The sequence below is a fragment of the Pseudoalteromonas sp. SWXJ133 genome (assembly GCF_015864365.1).
In the GTDB taxonomy this organism is placed as follows: Bacteria; Pseudomonadota; Gammaproteobacteria; order Enterobacterales; family Alteromonadaceae; genus Pseudoalteromonas; species Pseudoalteromonas arctica.
The window spans coordinates 19,387-38,496 of record NZ_JADYXJ010000005.1; the positions used below are offsets into that span (position 1 = coordinate 19,387).

Sequence of the window (19,110 nt, forward strand, 5' to 3'; positions counted from 1 at the left end):
TTAAATAAAAATGGCTAAAAAACGTAAAAATGACACCCGCTTAGATCCATTCGCAACTGCTGTAGGCAGTAGTAGCCTTGATGCATTACTAGAACAAGCGAATGCTGGCGATGTAATTAGAATGCCTGCACCGAGCGACCCTGCTCGTCAAATTACGCTTGTTTGTAAAGTGATCGCACATGCTGATATTGAATCTACCACTGGTGTATATGGCAAAAATCGTCGTGTACAGGCACTTCTAAACGAAAAGTCAGTATCAGACATTCTTCCTGCAATTCGTGAAGATGGCCGAAATCAACATCCTGCCCTACTTTGGGATCAAGGTGACAAAAGTTTAGTTCTGGCAGGTTCACGTCGTCGTATGGCCTGTATTTTAGGTAACGCAGATTATTTAGTACTTAGTTCAAGCGATTTTACTGATCAAGATGCAAAAATTTTAGCGGTATCTTCAGATCAATACATTGCTCCTAGTTTATGGGAGCTTGGCCAAGCATACCAACAAACTAAAAATGAGCTTATTGAGCAAGGTAAAAAAGGATCTTATAGAGAGATTGCCGCGATAGAAGGTGTATCGCATACTGCAATTGCAGATGCAATTAAAGCTTATGAGCAAATTCCTGCTGATGTTATTGCGCTTTACCCTACTGCTAATCACGTAGGTCGCGAAGTGGCTAAAAAGCTTGTTAGCGCAAAGGAGCGAGACGAAGAGGCGTTTAATCAACTTGTTAGTGCCCTTGCTAGTGATGAAGAGTTAAATGCGATTACAAGCGACGACAAGCGTGCAATGGCGATCACTAAATGCCTAACTTCAGAGCCACAAGTAGCTGTTAAGCGCGAAGCTGTACTAGAAAATAACTTTATATCGGTACAACGCAATTTAAAAAGCGGTGATGTCTCTATCAAAATTGATAATAAAGTAATGACAGACAAGCGCTTAGAGCAATTAACTAAGTTATTAAGTGCCTTTAATTAGTTAGTTAAATAATGATCTGTCAGGCATATTTACTTAGTTAAATAGTGATCTGGCAGATTGTTTTGTTAGTAAAAATCTGATCTTTACTGGCCTATTTCCTCTTTAAATAATCATATTCCTTCTTCAAGATCACTTTTTTACTAACTAATCTCCTCTTTTTAGCTACATTCCTTCATTTATTATTATTGTTAGTAAAATCGTGATCTGTAATGCCTACTTTTATGTTTCTAACTATATGTAACTTCTACCATTGCAGTTGTTTTAAATATTATTTTGTAAAATTGGATGCTTATTTTTACTTACAAACCGATTTTTTACTAAGTTATCAGCTCCAACCAGTTTATATCTTGTTAATAGTGCTTTAGCTCAGAGCACATAAGGCATATACTGGCAGGATTATTTTTAAAATTTAATGCTTAGAGTGACATGTCTGCTAACTTATCAAAAAATGATTTAATGGCTATTTTTGAAGAAATTAAAAATGAGCAGGCTACCCAGTTTCCTCTGTCTGAACGCTTTATTAAAAAACTTTTCCGTGAAAATGTTTTAGATAAAGGCAAAGAATATTACAAGAAAGGTCAAATCACTTGGCTAGAACACACCCCTAATTTTTCTGTAGTCGACTCTACTGTACAAGTGGATAATGGATCATCGTTTAATCAACGTATTGAGATCAGTAAAGTACCAACTGGTTATTCTGTTGATACGCATTGTACGTGTAATGCAAAAACTAAATGCCGACACTTAGCTGCTATTTTATTTAAGCTCAAAATAGAGCACTCTGGTGAATATGGCGAAGATTACTTTATTAATGACTGGTTTAGCGAATTAAGCGCACTTAAAAGTGGTGATCAAAATACGCCATCGCAAGTATTATTATTTGTATTAGATATTGAAAATAACAAAGTATTCTTAACACCTAAAATAGCGAATGTTGAGACTAAAAAGAATTACACGCTAGGTCGAAACCTGACCGAGCAGCAGTTAAATAGTTTTGTAACGCCGAGTGACTTACTCGAAAGTGATTTTAGATTATTTAGTTGGATACGCTCACAAAATGCAGTTGGGAGTATTGAGCTAAAAGGCCAGTGGGGTTTTAGTGCCTTACAACAGTTGATAGCTACAGAACGCCTGTTTTTCCAGCGTTCTCGAGTGCCAATTAAAGCGCAATCTGGCCAAGCATTAAGTTTTAGTTGGGAGCAAGATAAAGATCTCTCACAATTAGTTATTAAGCTTGAGCAAACACAAAACTGGGCTTTATTAAAAACAACACCACCTACTTACCTCGATTTAGATCATTTAAAAGCGGGCCGTCTTCGCACCCCATTGAGTGCAGACGAAATAGCACATTTACAAACTATGCCTGCTTTGCATGACGCTAATTTTGATAGAATATACAAGCAGCTTGCCGATAACTTTGGTGCAGGTGTAATACCCCACCCTACTAATTTACAGCCAACATTGCCTAAAATCTCTAGTAATGCTGTTTTAAAAGTAACTATGGGCGATCAAGGTTTATCTCTTTCGTTGTTATTTAAGTATAAAAATAAAAACTATTTAGCAGGTGCTGCACCTGCAAGTACGATTAATAGTGCATTTGAAAATACTGTAACTAACGAGCTAATTAACTTAGGATTTGAATTTTGTAAAGGGGGTTTACAAAGTGAACTGGTATTTACAAAGCAGTCTTCAATCCATTTGCATTGGCTAATATACGAAGTATTCCCTGGCTTTAAGCAACGCGGTTGGCAAGTAAGTGTAAGTAAAGTAACGAGTCCTAATCCGCAGTGTGAAGTTAGTTTACATGTACACCGCGCAGCAGGGCATCAAATGCACTGCAAAGTATTGCTATGTGATGCTAAGGCATCGCTGTTGTTTACTAATACTGACCCGCTATATCAGTCATTAAATCGCCAAAGTGAACTATTTTACTACTATCCGCTTGGTCGTGAATTTGGGGTTATTAATAAGTCAGCAATTAACTTATTAAATGAATTTAAAGAGCGTTTTGAATTTGTAAAAACACGTGACGAATTTAATATTCCTCTTTCGTATTTACCTGAATTAGTAAAGCACACTGCTATAAACGTAGAGCTTCACGACGACTCATTAGAGCTATACTTACAAGAGCTAAATAGTCCCGATAAAGCAATTACTAAGGTTTCATTACATGGCTTAAATGACTCAGTAACACTTCGTGAGTACCAACAGCAAGGTGTTGACTGGCTTAGCTTTTTAAAACGTCACCAATTAGGTGGTATTTTAGCTGATGACATGGGCCTGGGTAAAACTTTGCAAGTTATTGCATTTTTAGCCAGTACGTTTAACCGCCCGCAAGCGGGCCCTACACTAATAGTGTGTCCAACTAGTTTGGTGAGTAACTGGAAAAACGAAATTATTAAGTTTGCTAAAAGCTTAAAAGTCACCACTATTTTTGGTTCAAATCGTAACGATCCTTTACAGCACTTAGCGCAAGCGCAGTGTATACTTACTACATATCCACTTTTAAAGCGTGATATTGCATATTATTCACCATTATATTTTGAAAATATAATCCTCGACGAAGCACAATACATTAAAAACGATACCGCACAGGTTTCGCGATTAGTTAAACGCTTAAATGCCGACTTTAAACTTTGTTTAAGTGGTACTCCAATCGAGAATAATTTACTTGAGCTTAAATCGTTACTCGATTTTGCTATGCCATCGTTACTTGGGTCTCAAGCCCACTTTAAGCAGCACTTTCAAACGCCTATTGAGCGTGAAGCTGATATGGAGAGAGCTGAGCAGTTAAAAGCGTTAATTATGCCCTTTATAATGCGCCGCACTAAAGCACAAGTAGCGCAAGAGCTGCCTGAAAAAACAGAGCTAACTAAAGAGTTTGAGTTTGAGCCTAAGCAAAAAGAAATGTATCAAGGTATTACACGTTCATTAGAAGAGAAGCTAATAGACTTATTTGCCGAACAAGGCGCACAAAAAAGTAAACTTGCATTTTTAGAGGCACTTTTAAAGTTAAGGCAAATTTGTTGCCACCCTAAATTAATAGATCCAGACACTCAAGCAGGCTCCGCTAAGCTTGAATGGTTAACAACACACTTACCGCTTATGTTAAGTCTCGGTCGTAAGATTATTATATTTAGTCAGTTCACATCAGCACTCGATTTAATAGCCCAACGCCTCGAAGAAATAAACATTAACTTTAGTATGCTTACGGGCCAAACGCGCCACCGAGATAAAGTAATCGACGAGTTTACCAGTGGTAAAACATCTGTGTTTTTAATTAGCTTAAAAGCCGGCGGTACAGGCCTTAACCTAACACAAGCCGATACAGTTATTCACTTTGATCCATGGTGGAATCCTGCAGTAGAAAAGCAAGCGACTGATAGAGCTTACCGTATTGGCCAAACTAACCCTGTATTTGTGTATAAGCTCATAATGAGTAATTCAATAGAGCAAAAAGTATTTAAAATGCAACAAGACAAACAAGCCCTTGTAGATGCGTTATTTACTGATAAATCAATGAGCTTTACAAAGTTTGATGAACAACAAATGTTATCGCTAATTAAAAACTAAATTGATTTAAAAAGTTTTGATCTTTTTATGAACTTAATTAAAAAGCGGACGTCTACTATTATGCTTGTTGGTTAATTGCAGTTAGCACAAGCATCATGTTGATTCCCCATTTAGTTACTAATTTTAGTAATGATTAAGCCAGCCCATTTTGAGTTGGCTTTTTTTATGCCTAAAATTTAGCGTTCGGCACTTATTTTAAAAGTTTTTACTTTTTTATGAACTTAATTTAAAAAATGGCGTCTACTATTATGCTTGTTGATTAATTGCAGTTAATACAAGTTTTCATGTTGATTCCCCCGATTTAGTTACTAATTTTAGTAATGATTGAGCCAGCCCATTTTGAGTTGGCTTTTTTTATGCCTAAATTTAGCATTCAATTTTATTTTAAAAGTTTTGATCTTTTTATGAACTTAATTCAAAGAGCGGCGTCTACTATTATGCTTGTTGATTAATTGCAGTTAATACAGGTTTTATGTTGATTTCCCCCTATTTGATTACTAATTTTAGTAATGATTAAGCCAGTTCATTTTGAACTGGCTTTTTTTATGCCCATAATTTGATTTGTTTAAATCAACCCGAATAAAAATAAATGATCTTTCGTAAATTAATTTGAATTAATTATTTTGTTTTCCGGTCTACTCTAATGCCTGTTGTTATATAGCCTCACCCAGTAATATTAGTTATTTTGGTGATTATGTATTTAAGTTACAGCTTACTCGGGCACATGTTGATTTTCCCTTTGATTACTTAATTTAGTAATATTTGACCAGCTTATTTTGAGCTGGTTTTTTTATGTCTGTAATTTCTTTGCTCCCCTACTTCTATTGCTTGTTATTGGTTATGATGGCATGTCTCTAAATTTTATAAGTTTATTTTATGCTCACTCAAGTACTCACTAATATTGATTGGCTAAGCGCCGGTGCTGGTGTTGCGTTAGGCGTTGTATTTTACGGCGTTGTATCAACACAGCTTCGCAAAAAGCTACATCTACAAATAAGCGAACAGCAGCAACAGCTTTCCCTATTACAAAATCAATTTGATAATAAAGAGCTGCAATATAGCGCCTTGCAAGAAGATCACGAACTGCTAGAACATACTCACCAAGAACAGCGCGATGAAGCCCAGCATTTTAAAACGCGTTTTAGCGAACAAGAAAAACAAAGCATTCAATACAATCACTTTTGGCGTAAAGCCGAAGGCGAGCTTGCAGCGCTTCGTGAGCAATATAATCAACGCGATGTTGAATATAATAATATGCGCACCACCCTCGAGCAAAAACAACAAAGCTTTACCGAGCAACTCGCGCAAATTGAGCAAAGTAAAAATATGCTCAAAAAAGAATTTGAAAACCTAGCCAATAAGATTCTAGAAGAAAAATCACAAAGCTTTAAAACCTTAAATCAAGAAAGCATTGAACAATTATTAAAACCGGTTCAAGGCGAGCTAAAAGGCTTTAGAGAAAAAATGGAATCAATACATGTTGAAGACATAAAACAACGAACCGCGCTTAAAACCGAGCTATTGCATTTGCAAGCTAAAAGCCAAGCTATAACAGATCAAGCCGACAAGCTCAGCAACGCGTTACAAGGGCAAAAGAAAACCCAAGGTAATTGGGGCGAACTCATGCTCGAAAACGTCTTAGATAGCGCTGGCTTACGTGCTGGCGTTGATTATAAGCGCGAAGTGTCGTTTAACACTGAAGATGGCCGCTTGCGCCCTGATGTAGTTGTTTACTTACCACAAGGTCGCCACTTAGTCATTGATGCTAAAACATCATTAAATGCTTATACACGCTATGTGAACGCTGAAAATGAGCTAGATGCTAATCAAGCAATTAAAGAGCATGTAAGCGCCGTTACAGCACGTATTAATGAGCTTGCGAGTAAATCGTACGACCGTTTACCAGGGCTTAATTCGCCTGAAGTTGTGGTTATGTTTGTACCAATAGAATCAGCTTTTGTAGAAGCACTTAAATATCAAAGTGATATTTACCAACAAGCAATCGAAAAAAATATACTGGTAGCTACACCTACTACCTTGCTTACTAGTTTAAATATTGTTAAACAGCTTTGGCGTTTTGAAGAGCAAACCAAATACTCAAAAGAGCTGGCAAATCGCGCTGAGCGTTTTTATAACAAGCTCAATGGTTTTTTATTAAGTATGGAAGGCGTAGGTAAGCAGCTTGATAAAGCGAAAGAAAGTTACGACAAAGCGTTCTCGCAATTATACCGCGGTAAAGGTAATTTAATTAAACAAGCATCAGAGTTTAAAGAGCTTGGTGTATCGGTACAAAAAGAGTTACCTAGTGAGAGCGTTGAACGTGCGCAGCTAGAGCTTGATTAGATTTATTAAGTGTTTTCAATTAAGTATGTTAAATAATGTACGTTAGAAACCAGAGGTGTTTATGAATAATAAGATTATAGGTATTGTTTTAATCGTTATAGGTATCGCTTTAATTATGTGGGGATATGACGTGTATGATGCGGCGGCTTCGCAGCTAAGCCGTGCATTTAGTGGTGATACACCAATAGAAGCATGGGCGGGTATTATTGGCGGTGCCATCTGTGTGTTAATTGGCATTAAAAAGCTTAAGTAACATAAATAAAATACAGCTTACTGGGGCTTGTTGACCTCTCAGGATAAAATTTGTTCAATCTAGGGGCTATTTAATCGCGGCGCGAGGTTTGTAATTTAGTGGGCTCGATAACTGCTCCTGCGTTATTCTAATGGCTTACATCCATGTAATAATAAGTAAAAACCGAGCAAAGCTTCCGCGTCCTGCTCTCGCCCCTTACCTACATCCATGTAGGCAACAAAGAGTAAATTGCCCCTAGGCAGAACCCTTCGGGCAGCGCATGTTTGGCATTTATACTACGTTATCGTCTGTTTATGGGGAATAACCACACTACATAGACTCTGCCTTGCCTAAATACCAAACAGTCTGCTGCAAATTTAACCTCAAAAGATAAACAGGCCCTGAATAAGCTGTATTAGTTTATTTGTAATCCATCACTTCTAGTAATTCATTTAATTTACTTTCTGGTAGGCATTCGCCTTTATCCCAATAAGAGTTTAGTAACGCAGTTAAACTGCCAATACGCTGTGACTTTTTCTGCATTTGCTCAATCAAAATGTCAGCTTCTTTTTGTTTTTTTTCTAAACGCTCGATTATTATTGTGTGGTTTAGCTCGCCGTTTTCGTTACGTAATAAAGGTATTTCGTTGAGTGAAAAACCCAAGCTTTGTGAAAATTTAATTAATTGCAGTTTTTCCAAGTTTTGTTGGGTGTACAGCCTATAACCATTAGCACTGCGAGTGGTTGGTGTTAATAACCCTTTGCTTTCGTAAAAACGAATAGTGCTGGCAGGTATGTTGGTAAGTTTTGCAAGTTCGCCTATTTTCATAACTAATAATAACTCCACTTTACATAAACTTAGTAGGTTGACCTTCAAGCTAACTTTAAGGTTATAGTTGTTTTAATGTCAATTTAATTAGCCAATAATTATGCGCAACCCTGTGTTTACCTCCTTTACCTTGCCAAGTGGTTTAGTATTAAAAAATCGTATTGCCAAAGCCGCTATGGAAGAAAACCTAGCACAAGAGGACCAAACACCCTCCCAAGCACTTAAAAACGTTTATAGCGCATGGGCTAAAGGCGGTACAGGGCTAATTATTACCGGCAATGTAATGGTTGATCATTTAGCGATGACAGGCCCAGGTGGCCTTGTGCTTGAGCAAAGTACCGATATTACAGCCTTTGCCGAGCTTGCTCGTTTATCAAAGCAAAATAATTGCAAAGTGGTGATGCAAATTAATCACCCTGGTAGGCAAGTATTTAAAAAAATGGGTGGAAAGGCTCTATCAGCGTCAAGTGTTGCACTTAATATGGGTAAGCACTCGCACTTATTTGGCGTACCAAAGGCAATGACTCAAACCGACATTGACGATGTTATTACCCGTTTTACACAAACTGCACTACTAGCCGAAAAAGCCGGTTTTAATGGCGTACAAATACATGCAGCGCATGGCTATTTACTTGCCCAGTTTTTATCGCCACTTACCAATAAGCGCGACGATAAATGGGGGGGAAGTTTACAAAATAGAGCCCGTTTACTTCTCGAAATAACCCGCAGTATTAAAGCGGTTTGTTCCCCGACCTTTTCGGTTTCAGTAAAGTTAAACTCTGCAGATTTTCAACGTGGTGGGTTCGAACCCAGTGACGCGCAAGTTGTAGTGGATTTATTGAATGAACTCAATGTTGATTTTGTAGAGCTTTCGGGTGGTAGCTACGAAGCCCCTGCCATGCAAGGTAAAACAGGTGACGAACGCACACTTGCCCGCGAAGCATACTTTTTAGAGTTTGCAAAAGCGATTAGCCACCGCTCATCAATCCCAATAATGACCACCGGCGGCATTAGTCGCTTATCTATTGCCAACAACGTGATTGAAAGTGGAGTGGCCCTCGTGGGTATTGCCACTGCGCTTGCATACCAACCAAATTTACCAAACAAATGGCAAAATGAGCCACTGCAACTAGCCGTATTACCCAGTGTTACTTGGCAAGATAAAACCCTTGCAGGGCTTGCCACTATGGCACTGGTAAAAAGGCAAATACGCCGTTTAGGCCAAGGCAAATCTGTAAAAACAAACGCTTCACCAATATTTACTTTGATTAGCGACCAGCTACGCTCGGTTAAATTAACTAAGCGTTACCGCAATCGCTTTGCTAGTGAGATTAACTAAGCTTTGGTATTCACTCTTTTTATGTATTCCGGTTTTGTTTACTAATTTTTACACTTGAATAAATGTAACCATTTTTATGTTGTGTAAATGAGTATTAAGGCGTGCACCAATTTGGAAGTTTGCTTTTTTATCAAGCTATTAAAGTGCACTATTTTGTGCATATTAAAGTACTGTACGAGTAAAGAAAATAATCATTCTAAAATGTTAATTAAAGTGCGCGTTCAGCGTTTGTTAATTTAACCATCTTATTGAAAGTATTGACATTTATTGCTTTCCTCTCGCTTGAGTTTGGTTGGTATTTATACTAGTTTATAGCGTAGATATTTAACCTTACTCAAGGAGAATAGTTACATGGTATCTCGCAGAAATTTTATTAAAGCAGGCGCTGCTTTAAGTTTAGGCTCTATTTTTAGTGCTTCAGCTTTGGCTGAACAATTAAAAGTAAAAATGTCTAACGGCAGTGTTATGCAAACTAAAGGATCAATAGATAAAAGCGCTGCTCTGCCCACAAACGATGTTACTAACGCTAAGCATTACCGGCCTGAATCAAGAATGGGCTTAGGCGGTCTTGCCGCTGGGAATGGCTTTAATACTATATCAAGCGATGCAGAAATTTTAACAATGCTAAATGCAGCATGGGATTCTGGTATTCGTCATTTTGATACGTCACCTTTTTACGGCTTGAGTTTAAGTGAAAGGCGCTTCGGTGATTTACTTCGAAACAAAAAGCGTGAAGATTATGTTTTATCCTCAAAAGTAGGTCGCCTTCTTACCCCTTCAGCAGAGCCTCTAGAAAATAGTTGGCATTGGGCTGATCACTCACCTTTTCATTATAAATATGATTACTCTGCATCAGGTACGCGTCGTTCAATAGAAGACACGTTACATCGTATTGGTGTCGCCTCACTTGATATTGTTTATATTCACGATTTATCACCGCAAAATAGTGATATGGGAGATGATTGGCTTAAGTATTTTGATCAGGCTGCAAAAGGGGCTATTCCTGAGTTAACTAAAATGCGTGATGAAGGAATAATTAAAGGCTGGGGTTTTGGAGTAAATACACCTCATGCTATTTATAAAGCGCTTGATATGTCAGACCCTGATATTTGCTTACTAGCGCTGCAATATTCAATTTTAGATCATAAGCAGGCACTTGATAAAACCTTTCCTATGCTTGATAAACGAGGTGTTTCAGCAGTCATTGGTGCTCCGCTTAATGGTGGTTTTTTAGCCGGTCGTAACCGCTTTAATTATTCACCTAAAATTCCTGGGCCTATGCAGCAAAAGTTTAATGCAATAAGCGACATTGCATCTAAACATGGGATTGATATTAAAACAGCTGCACTGCAATTCGCAGAGGCACCTTCAACGGTATCCTCAATTATTCCTGGCGCACGCACGGCAGAGCAAATTAAAGCTAATGTAGCCTCAATGAAAGTTACCATACCAAGCGAATTTTGGAGTGAATTGAAATCTAAACAGCTTATTGCAGAAAACGCCCCCATACCCACATAACAAAATAGGTGTGCCATTTGCTTGGCACACCTCGTTATAGTCAGTGTGGTTTATTTTTAAGCAACGCTTAGTAGTAAGTACATTGATTGTTGGGCATTTGTATAAGCGCAGCTTGCTGGCGTTTAAAAACGAAGTTTTTAAACTTAGTTATTAGGTAGTCAAAAGCATTATTACGTGCCTATTACATATTACGCGTATCGGTATCATGCTGCGCTTCATCCTAGTGGTGAGAGCGTGTGGAACATATTGAAAGGGCTAAATATATAAAGCAAAAAGTTACTGTAAACCCCCATTACAGTTAGCCGGTAAATAGTACAAATAGTAAATTAGCACTACTTAGTCAATTGAGCAGTGCTAATTGGTTTAATTAAAAGCCACATTTACCGTTATTTATTGCCATTGCGCTTTTGCCAAAACGATCTCAATACTCCACAGCGTTGCTTTTATAAACTTAAAAATATCAAGCACATTGCGATTTATTAACCCATCTTTTGTAAGGTTGGTACTTATCGTACAACACATTAAAAATATACGTGTATATGAGTATAAAAACTAAAAAGCCAGCTTCTAATGCTGTAGCGGCTAGCCATGTAATATTTAAATACCAAGCAAGTATTGGCAGCGTTATTACTAACATACCCAGCTCAAAGCCACATGCATGCGTAATGCGGGTTACTAAACCTCGCTCGATTCGGTTATGCCCAACTATTTTATCAAACACTATGTTGTAAATGTAATTCCAAAGCATGGCGAAGATTGATAAACCAACACCTACTATTGCCATTTTTCCTGTTGCAAACCCACCAAAATAAACTGATGCAGGTACAACAAAAGATAATGCTATCATCTCAAATATTAGTGCCTGAAAAATACGTTCTGCTGTGTTCATATATAAATAACTTCTTAAGTTGATGACGATGGCTGTATTTTCATTCATTATAAAGATATGTGTTAGTTACTTAGTATCGGGAAAAGCGATATGTTTAGTATTGAACAGCTTCAAGCATTTGTGGCTACCGTTGAAGCTGGATCGTTTTCAGCTGCTGCGCGCGGTTTAAGTAAAGCGCAGTCGGTAATAAGCCAGCATATTATTAATTTAGAAATAGACTGTAATGCGACATTATTTGAGCGCACAGGGCGCTATCCACAATTAACCGAAGCCGGTAAACAGTTACTACCCCAGGCTAAGGCCGTGCTTAATCAACACCAGCGATTAACAAACTCTGCATTAGCACTAAACGAAAAAACACCAACCGAAATCACTATCGCACTAGACGAAGGGATCCCGTTTAAAACTATCGCGAGTATTATTAGCAAGCTGCAAAGTAAGTATCCTTACGTATCGCTTGAGTTTTTAAGTGCATCCAGCCATGACATAATTGACATGCTAAACAGCGAAAAGCCTATAACGGGTATTATTTTTAGTGAATTAAATATACCGAGCTACTTAGACTATGAATGTATTGGATCGGTAAAATTTGATTTATATGTTGCTAAATCGCACCCTTTAGCGGGGATCAGATGTGAAAATATGGATGGCCTTCGGCTACATCGACAACTTCTTCTTCGTTCTCGCAATACGCAAACAAGTAGCTTTCAGCTAAAAATTAGCCCAGAGATTTGGTATGCCGATAATTACTTTGTATTACTCGAGCTAGCAATACAAGGTAACGGGTGGTGCTTATTACCAAACCATGTAGCTGTAGATGCAGTACAAAGTGGGGAGCTGGTTAAACTTCCTCTTGAGTTTGAAGAAATGGGTTGGATGGCTAATGTTGATGTATTACAGCATCAGCAACACAGTAATCAAGAGGTGTTTAAAGTACTAAGAAATTTACTACGGAATTTTTTAAAAATTTAGCTTTTATATAATGCCTGTTAAGCGGTTTACTTTTTATTACGCTAAATCCCAGTAAGGTGTATCGCCATAATAGCCACTAGTAAAATCAGCAAATGCACGCACTTTACTGGGTAAAAACTGTCTGTTTGCATACACCATGTAAAGCCCCATTGGCTCGGGTTCATAGTCTTTCAAAATGCGCACTACTTTACCTTGAGCCAGTGCTTCCCCTGCTATAAATGTGGGCTGCATAGCAATACCACCACCCGCAATGGCTGTATTTAGTAGCAAATCACCATTGTTAGCCGCAAAGTTACTTTCAAGCTTTAGCTCGCTTTTTAACTCATTAACTCCAAATAATCGTTTTGTGGGCTCGCTGTGGAAATAGCGTAAATAATTATGTGATTGTAAATCTAAAAGCGTTTGTGGCGTGCCATGGCGTTTTAAATAATCGGGTGATGCAAACACCGCTAGGTGTATAGGTGCAATTTTTTTAGCTATCAACGTTGAGTTTTTTAATACGCCAATGCGCAGAGCAATATCAATACCCTGCTCTACTATATCTACATATTGGTCGGTGAGCCGTAAGTCTAATTTTAAATTTGGATACTGCTTTTGAAAATCAACCAACAAACCTGCTAAATGCTTAGTACCAAACGACATAGGCGCACTAATACTAAGCACACCCGATACATTTTCGCTTAAGTTGTTTAGTGAGTTTTCCATGTCTTCAATATCAATAATCACCTGCTGACAACGCTGATAATATTGATTTCCAGCCTCTGTAACACTTACTTTTCGCGTTGTACGGTGTAATAAACGCGTGCGTAGATTATCTTCCAATGCAGAAATATATTTGCTGACTAACTGCGGCGAAATATCGAGCTTATCGGCCGCTTTTGAAAACGATCCTTCTTGCACAACGGCTAAAAAGGTCTTCATGGTGGTGAGCTTATCCATTTTTTAACAATGCTTTGTTGATAATGTATAAATAATTATCATATTTATCGTCAAAATAGAAACTTATATAGTGTTTATAACGCATCTATTTGTTTAAGATTTTAGTATGACTCAGCCTGCTTTATTTATATCTCACGGCTCGCCAATGATGGCTGTTCAGCAATCGGCTACGTCAGATTTTCTTGCATCATTAGCTCAAACGCTTAGTAAACCACGTGCTATTGTGGTGTTTTCTGCCCACTTTGATGAAGCGCACGATATAGTTATTACATCAGGAGATGCGCCGCATACTATTCACGACTTTTATAACTTCCCCAAGCCCCTGTATGAAATTCAATACCCAGCACCAGGAGACCCTAAGCTTGCTAATACTATTAGTGAGTACTTTTACAAAGCGGGTATTAAAACGGTGCAAAGTGCAGATCAAGGGTGGGATCATGGTGTGTGGATCCCGCTGCGCTTAATGTACCCAGCAGCTAATATTCCCATTGTTCAGGTGTCTATTAACACGCGTTTAGGCGCTCAGGCGACGTATAAATACGGACAGTTACTTGCACCACTGCGCAGCGATAACGTATTAATTATTGGCTCCGGTGGGATTAGTCACAATCTACGTGAAATATTTAAAAGCCCTGCTACACCTAATCGTGTTCAAATGGTTAATGAGTTTACTCATTGGGTTGAGCAAAAATTAATAGCGCAAAACACCCAAGCGTTACTTAACTATTTAAATGAAGCACCCCATGCTTTATTTAATCACCCTATCCAGGAGCACTTTTTACCTCTTTTTGCAGCGCTTGGAAGTAGTGACGGTAAAGCCGAAAAAATACATGAAGATATAGAAATGGATATTTTAGCACTCGATGCTTATAAGTTTTATTAATTTGAGCGTTTGTTCAAATTAAGTTAAGCTGTAAGCAAGTACTCTAAAACTAACTTAATTTATTTTATTGCGGAGCAAACATGGCAACTACACTTGCATTTGACGTATACGGTACGCTAATAAACACTCACGGCGTACTGTCCTTACTCGACGACATGATTGGCGATAACGCCCAAGCATTTTCAAATACATGGCGCGAAAAGCAATTAGAGTATTCATTTAGACGTGGGTTAATGCAAAATTATATTCCTTTCTCGCTATGTACAAAACACGCACTCGATTACGCCTGCTTAGCGCACAAAACCGAGCTAAGCGAAGATCAAAAGGGGCAACTGCTAGAGCTTTATAAAACGCTTCCTGCGTTCGACGATGTAAAAGCAGGCCTTGAGCAATTAAAAGCGAAGGATTACCGTTTGTTTGCATTTTCAAACGGAGCTGCCGACGCAGTTCATACCTTATTAGAAACCGCTGGCATTAGTGAGCTTTTTGAAGGGGTAGTAAGTGCCGACGACGTTAAAACCTTTAAACCAAACCCAGGGGTTTATAGCCACTTTTTACGCGAAACCAATTCAACAGGCGCAAACACGTGGCTTGTATCAAGTAACCCGTTTGATGTAACCGGTGCCATATCGCACGGTATGCGCGCGGCGTGGATTCAACGATCTAAAGAATCAATTTTCGATCCGTGGGAAATACAGCCAAATACTATTGCAACCGATTTACTCGATTTAAAAGCAAAATTAGAAAGCGTTAACTAATTTTCTATTCCCCCTTTTGCTTATGGTATTAAGTGCCGTGGGTGTAAAGGGGGTTTACGTTTTAACTATTTACTCCCACCTTTATTAGCTCAATCACTGTATTCATACGTTTTGCCAACGGCCTATTTCTGTGATGGCACACATAAATAGATTCACTAACCGGACATTCTAAATGATGTGTTTTTATAAGTTGTGGCTTATTGAATGCACCTACAGCATGAGCAGGTAATACCGTAAAACCCAGCCCTAAGCTTACAGGTTCTAGTATTAAACTAATTTGGTTAGAAAATCCCGTACGTCTTATTTGGTCAATATGCTCAAACTCACTGTAGTTTTCGCTTAGTAGTAGCTGCGCATGATGGCTTGCATCGGGATGAGCAATAAACCCTAGCTCACACAGGGTTTGCCAATTAGGCATGTTTATACCTGCAGGCGTTACAAGTAGTAGTGGCTCTTGGCTTATTTTATGGCTGGTTAGTTCGCTAAATGTTGGAGCTTGAGTTAAAAACCCGATGTCGGTACTGTGGTTTGCTACAGCTTGTTCAACACTTACATTGGGCGCAAAGCGGTAATCAATAATCAGCTCTTTATGCTCAGATTGCAGTGCTAATAATTGATTATAAAACTTTAAACCACAACTGCCCGGAGATTGAATCTTTACCGCTCCGCTGTACGGCGAATCATCTTTTAATTGTTGTTCTAAAAACTGCCAATCTTTAAGAAGTAAGCTGCCCTGCTGATATAAGTTTTGGCCCTGAGGGGTAAGCGAAAACTGCTTACCATGGCGCTCAAGTAAAGCGCAGTTAACTTGTTGCTCTAGCTTTTTAATGTGCTGGCTTACACCAGATTGGGTCATATAAAGGCGCTCAGCTGTTTGGGTAAAATGATTTACCTCAACCAAAGTGCAAAACGTATTTAACCATGTTGGATTTATCATTACAAAACGTACTCAAAATGATGATTAATGATAATTTTACTTAATGGTGGTCGATTCGTAAACTAACTCCATCAACTAGTCACAAGATAAGTCACAAGTTAAAGAGGAAGCATTATGAGTCATACATATCCACGTAGTTTTTCGCACATTGGTATTTCGGTTCCCGACGTTGAAAAAGCAGTTGAGTTTTACACTAAGGTTATGGGTTGGTACACCATAATGGAACCCACTTTAATTACCGAAGACAAAAGTCCAATTGGCGAAATGTGCACAGAAGTATTTGGCGAAAAGTGGGAAAAATTTAAAATTGCGCACCTATCTACAGGGGATCGTATTGGTGTCGAAATTTTCGAATTTAAAAACCAAGAAAACCCAAAAGACAATTTTGTATATTGGAAAACAGGCATCTTCCATTTTTGTGTTCAAGACCCTGATGTAGAAGGTTTAGCTGAGCGTATTGTAGAAGCTGGCGGTAAAAAACGTATGCAAGCCCCTCGTTATTACTACCCGGGTGAAAAGCCGTACCGCATGATCTACATGGAAGACCCGTTTGGTAACATCCTTGAGATTTACAGCCACAGCTACGAGCTTATTTACAGCGCAGGCGCTTACTAAATAGCACTTAGCTAAAAACAAAGACCGCAGTATTTATTACTGCGGCCTTTTTGTTTCAGTTATAGAGTTTTTAAATACACTTCACCGTCTTCTTATTCTCTATAACTTGTTTTTGCTTAGCTTGTGCAGCATGTTTTGCCCTGAGTTGAAAATATTATCAACCTCCAGAAAAACACTACCAATCGAACTGTGTCCTAGTGAATTTATGAACGACATAATGTATTTGTCAGGAACTTTTGCTCTTATCCACAAACAGGCTACATGTCAGTACCGCTGAGATTAAAAAACAAAACATTACGCTTAATGTAAATAATATAAAGTTTTCATTTTTTGATATAGCTGCTCCTTTAAGGAGTATTTCACCGCTATTAAGTGCATCTACTCCTACATAGATCATCAACGGAATTACAAAAAATGCATTGCTGAGCTTAATAAGTAAGTCCTTTGATGAAAGACTTACTAATTGAGAAGCATTATGCTCTTCCTCGTCTCTATTTAATAGTTCGGCTTTTAATAGCTCAAAGCGTTCAGGGTACAAAGCCCTATCAATAGACGTAATAGCTTCTTGCAATTCGGTAACAGAATATTCTGAATAATTTGGTTCCATCTATTAAACCTTCTCCAGTGCCTAGCGCTTACATAAGCGGAAAAATATAGTTGACCAAAATGGTTTTAGGAACAAAAAACAGCCAGCTATAATTTTTTCATTTGATATTTACGTTAGGTTTTTTAGTTAACTGTATATAAAACAAGTATATATAGCTAATGGGCCAAAGTAAGAATATGGAAGCTACTAGTTTAAAGTGTCCATTTTTATATGAATGTGCTTGTGCTGAAAACCAACTTAATAAAGCTCCAATTACACATAAAATCTTAAGAATGTTACCAAACCAGTGTTCATTAAGGAAACTCATAAAACTGGTGTTTTGACTTGCAAATATAAATAACAAAAGAGCTGAGGTACCAAATAAGAGACAGCTTCTTGATTCTGAACATTTTAGTAAGAATAGGCTAAAACCATCTTCCATGTTTTCACTAAAAAGTGGATGCTTCATAGAACTCCATTTAACATCTAACAATTTTATAGGCCGCGAATCGAGCATACTTCTGCCGATGTCACCCTCATGTTTCTACTTTATACAGTTTTAACAAATTACCTAAGGCATTGCTATCAAAAGCTATTTAATATTTACAAGCAAAGTTAAGGCATATAAATGCGCGTTTCGCTCATTTCCTTGATTATGTTAGTAAGCAGCAGTTTGGCTGGCTTAATAGGTATTACAAGTATATGATATTGATAATTATTTGCATTAAAGGGTTTTAAAGGTGTGTATGAATAAGTCTATGTTAACTCTGGCGTTAGTTACGGGTTTGAGTGGTTGTAGCACAACAGCCACGGTGCCTGATAAAAGCTCATCGCTTTATTACTCAGCACTTTATAATGCACAAGCAAAGCCTGTTAGCTCTGTATTATTAGAGCCCAAGCTATTAAATGCCGATGTGGTTTTAGTGGGTGAATTGCATACACATCCGGGCGTGCATTTATTTCAGGCTGAGTTATTTGAGCAATTAAGCAAAAGTAATAAACGCTCAGCCCTGTCGCTTGAGCAATTTAGCCGCGCGGATCAGCATACTTTAAACCAGTACGTTAAGAGTGAAATTGGTGAGCAATACTTAATTGATAACACCCAAGCGTGGCCTAACTACAAAAGTGATTACCGTGCGCTGGTAGAGCTGGCAAAAACGAACAATAGCGATGTAATAGCTGCAAATGCCCCTAAAAATATAGTCACCTGTATTGGCAGGCAAGGCATAAGTTACCTAAGTAAACTTGATGAAACACAGCAGAGCTATATTGCAGCCACTATTGATACATCCCCCAGTGATTATAAACAACGTTTTGTGCAATCAATGCACCATGGTTCGCAAAGTCAAAACGAAAACTATTATGCTGCGCAAGTTACCTGGGATGAAACCATGGGGGAGTCTATTGTTAACTATTTAAATAATCATAAAGATGCGCAGGTAATGCATATAGCGGACGATTTTCATGTGAAAAATGGCGAAGGTATAGCGCGCGTTATTAAGCGTTTAGCGCCAGAGCTAAATGTTGTGTGGATATCGCCGGTTACAAGTGTGCAAGCTAGCCAAACAGGGTATCAGTTGCAAGTTAACCCTTTGCCACCCCGTTATGTGCAAAAAGAACATCAGCAAGCTGCTTTTAAAGCTTTAGCTAAACGAGGCGAGCAAACGTATTGCCAATAATAAAATTGGGTGTATTACACTGCGTTAGTGCAATACACCTTTGATA

Annotated in this window: 16 protein-coding genes; 11 read left to right on the forward strand and 5 right to left on the reverse strand. The window is 38.2% G+C overall.

Features of this window, described 5'->3' with window-relative positions; all coding sequences use genetic code 11:
- Positions 1-10 precede the first annotated feature (10 nt).
- The 4 genes from I6F40_RS05155 (at position 11) to I6F40_RS05170 (ending at position 7,142) form a co-directional block, all read left to right on the forward strand.
- The gene (locus I6F40_RS05155; RefSeq protein ID WP_010552908.1) at positions 11-973 is read left to right on the forward strand and encodes a transcriptional regulator; all 963 of its coding nucleotides are present in this window, start codon (positions 11-13) and stop codon (positions 971-973) included.
- Positions 974-1,399: 426 nt separating this feature from the next.
- Complete coding sequence (locus tag I6F40_RS05160) at positions 1,400-4,546, forward strand: DEAD/DEAH box helicase (RefSeq protein ID WP_010552907.1); 3,147 nt, start codon at positions 1,400-1,402, stop codon at positions 4,544-4,546.
- Positions 4,547-5,422: 876 nt separating this feature from the next.
- The gene (gene rmuC / locus I6F40_RS05165; RefSeq protein ID WP_121954823.1) at positions 5,423-6,889 is read left to right on the forward strand and encodes a DNA recombination protein RmuC; all 1,467 of its coding nucleotides are present in this window, start codon (positions 5,423-5,425) and stop codon (positions 6,887-6,889) included.
- 61 nt (positions 6,890-6,950) lie between these two features.
- Positions 6,951-7,142 (forward strand): DUF3185 family protein, encoded by a 192-nt coding sequence (locus I6F40_RS05170; RefSeq protein WP_007583678.1) that lies wholly within the window; start codon positions 6,951-6,953, stop codon positions 7,140-7,142.
- Positions 7,143-7,541: 399 nt separating this feature from the next.
- Here the strand turns inward: I6F40_RS05170 and I6F40_RS05175 are convergent, their stop codons facing one another.
- Positions 7,542-7,949: a MerR family transcriptional regulator gene (locus tag I6F40_RS05175; RefSeq protein ID WP_101163560.1), complete on the reverse strand. Its 408-nt coding sequence runs from the start codon at positions 7,947-7,949 to the stop codon at positions 7,542-7,544.
- A 100-nt stretch (positions 7,950-8,049) separates the two neighbouring features.
- Here I6F40_RS05175 and I6F40_RS05180 point away from each other — a divergent pair, with 100 nt between their 5' ends.
- Together I6F40_RS05180 and I6F40_RS05185 are read left to right on the forward strand one after the other, a co-directional pair.
- Positions 8,050-9,288: an NADH:flavin oxidoreductase/NADH oxidase family protein gene (locus I6F40_RS05180; RefSeq protein ID WP_197192584.1), complete on the forward strand. Its 1,239-nt coding sequence runs from the start codon at positions 8,050-8,052 to the stop codon at positions 9,286-9,288.
- A gap of 351 nt (positions 9,289-9,639) precedes the next feature.
- Positions 9,640-10,806, forward strand: a complete 1,167-nt coding sequence (locus I6F40_RS05185; protein ID WP_197139434.1) for an aldo/keto reductase — start codon at positions 9,640-9,642, stop codon at positions 10,804-10,806.
- Between the two features lie 460 nt (positions 10,807-11,266).
- Here the strand turns inward: I6F40_RS05185 and I6F40_RS05190 are convergent, their stop codons facing one another.
- Positions 11,267-11,695, reverse strand: coding sequence for a PACE efflux transporter (locus I6F40_RS05190; RefSeq protein ID WP_197192585.1), 429 nt, complete (start codon positions 11,693-11,695; stop codon positions 11,267-11,269).
- 90 nt (positions 11,696-11,785) lie between these two features.
- Between I6F40_RS05190 and I6F40_RS05195 the strand changes: the two genes are divergently transcribed.
- On the forward strand, positions 11,786-12,667 hold the full coding sequence (locus I6F40_RS05195) for a LysR family transcriptional regulator (protein WP_197111862.1): 882 nt from the start codon (positions 11,786-11,788) through the stop codon (positions 12,665-12,667).
- Positions 12,668-12,703: 36 nt separating this feature from the next.
- Here I6F40_RS05195 and I6F40_RS05200 read toward each other — a convergent pair whose 3' ends face one another.
- Positions 12,704-13,606 (reverse strand): LysR family transcriptional regulator, encoded by a 903-nt coding sequence (locus I6F40_RS05200; RefSeq protein WP_197192586.1) that lies wholly within the window; start codon positions 13,604-13,606, stop codon positions 12,704-12,706.
- A 106-nt stretch (positions 13,607-13,712) separates the two neighbouring features.
- On the opposite strand from I6F40_RS05200, the gene I6F40_RS05205 reads away from it, so the two are divergent.
- Together I6F40_RS05205 and I6F40_RS05210 are read left to right on the forward strand one after the other, a co-directional pair.
- Entirely contained in the window at positions 13,713-14,489 is a 777-nt protein-coding gene (locus I6F40_RS05205; protein WP_197192587.1) for a DODA-type extradiol aromatic ring-opening family dioxygenase, read from the forward strand.
- A gap of 80 nt (positions 14,490-14,569) precedes the next feature.
- Complete coding sequence (locus tag I6F40_RS05210) at positions 14,570-15,247, forward strand: haloacid dehalogenase type II (RefSeq protein ID WP_002959247.1); 678 nt, start codon at positions 14,570-14,572, stop codon at positions 15,245-15,247.
- 61 nt (positions 15,248-15,308) lie between these two features.
- On the opposite strand, the gene I6F40_RS05215 is transcribed toward I6F40_RS05210, so the two are convergent.
- A complete protein-coding gene (locus I6F40_RS05215) occupies positions 15,309-16,184 on the reverse strand; it encodes a LysR family transcriptional regulator (protein WP_197192588.1) in 876 nt (291 codons plus the stop codon).
- A 114-nt stretch (positions 16,185-16,298) separates the two neighbouring features.
- Here I6F40_RS05215 and I6F40_RS05220 point away from each other — a divergent pair, with 114 nt between their 5' ends.
- Positions 16,299-16,799: a lactoylglutathione lyase family protein gene (locus I6F40_RS05220; RefSeq protein ID WP_197192589.1), complete on the forward strand. Its 501-nt coding sequence runs from the start codon at positions 16,299-16,301 to the stop codon at positions 16,797-16,799.
- A gap of 226 nt (positions 16,800-17,025) precedes the next feature.
- Here the strand turns inward: I6F40_RS05220 and I6F40_RS05225 are convergent, their stop codons facing one another.
- Entirely contained in the window at positions 17,026-17,406 is a 381-nt protein-coding gene (locus I6F40_RS05225; protein ID WP_101163553.1) for a hypothetical protein, read from the reverse strand.
- Between the two features lie 725 nt (positions 17,407-18,131).
- Between I6F40_RS05225 and I6F40_RS05230 the strand changes: the two genes are divergently transcribed.
- On the forward strand, positions 18,132-19,064 hold the full coding sequence (locus I6F40_RS05230) for a ChaN family lipoprotein (RefSeq protein ID WP_197192590.1): 933 nt from the start codon (positions 18,132-18,134) through the stop codon (positions 19,062-19,064).
- Positions 19,065-19,110: the final 46 nt, after the last annotated feature.

Excerpts from the sequence above, each read along its gene's own strand:
- I6F40_RS05230 (WP_197192590.1), top strand. The coding sequence starts at position 18,132 with ATGAATAAGTCTATGTTAACTCTGGCGTTAGTTACGGGTTTGAGTGGT.
- I6F40_RS05175 (WP_101163560.1), bottom strand. The coding sequence starts at position 7,949 with ATGAAAATAGGCGAACTTGCAAAACTTACCAACATACCTGCCAGCACT.
- rmuC (WP_121954823.1), top strand. The coding sequence starts at position 5,423 with ATGCTCACTCAAGTACTCACTAATATTGATTGGCTAAGCGCCGGTGCT.
- I6F40_RS05225 (WP_101163553.1), bottom strand. The coding sequence starts at position 17,406 with ATGGAACCAAATTATTCAGAATATTCTGTTACCGAATTGCAAGAAGCT.
- I6F40_RS05190 (WP_197192585.1), bottom strand. The coding sequence starts at position 11,695 with ATGAACACAGCAGAACGTATTTTTCAGGCACTAATATTTGAGATGATA.
- I6F40_RS05205 (WP_197192587.1), top strand. The coding sequence starts at position 13,713 with ATGACTCAGCCTGCTTTATTTATATCTCACGGCTCGCCAATGATGGCT.
- I6F40_RS05215 (WP_197192588.1), bottom strand. The coding sequence starts at position 16,184 with ATGATAAATCCAACATGGTTAAATACGTTTTGCACTTTGGTTGAGGTA.
- I6F40_RS05160 (WP_010552907.1), top strand. The coding sequence starts at position 1,400 with ATGTCTGCTAACTTATCAAAAAATGATTTAATGGCTATTTTTGAAGAA.
- I6F40_RS05220 (WP_197192589.1), top strand. The coding sequence starts at position 16,299 with ATGAGTCATACATATCCACGTAGTTTTTCGCACATTGGTATTTCGGTT.
- I6F40_RS05200 (WP_197192586.1), bottom strand. The coding sequence starts at position 13,606 with ATGGATAAGCTCACCACCATGAAGACCTTTTTAGCCGTTGTGCAAGAA.
- I6F40_RS05185 (WP_197139434.1), top strand. The coding sequence starts at position 9,640 with ATGGTATCTCGCAGAAATTTTATTAAAGCAGGCGCTGCTTTAAGTTTA.
- I6F40_RS05195 (WP_197111862.1), top strand. The coding sequence starts at position 11,786 with ATGTTTAGTATTGAACAGCTTCAAGCATTTGTGGCTACCGTTGAAGCT.
- I6F40_RS05210 (WP_002959247.1), top strand. The coding sequence starts at position 14,570 with ATGGCAACTACACTTGCATTTGACGTATACGGTACGCTAATAAACACT.
- I6F40_RS05155 (WP_010552908.1), top strand. The coding sequence starts at position 11 with ATGGCTAAAAAACGTAAAAATGACACCCGCTTAGATCCATTCGCAACT.
- I6F40_RS05170 (WP_007583678.1), top strand. The coding sequence starts at position 6,951 with ATGAATAATAAGATTATAGGTATTGTTTTAATCGTTATAGGTATCGCT.
- I6F40_RS05180 (WP_197192584.1), top strand. The coding sequence starts at position 8,050 with ATGCGCAACCCTGTGTTTACCTCCTTTACCTTGCCAAGTGGTTTAGTA.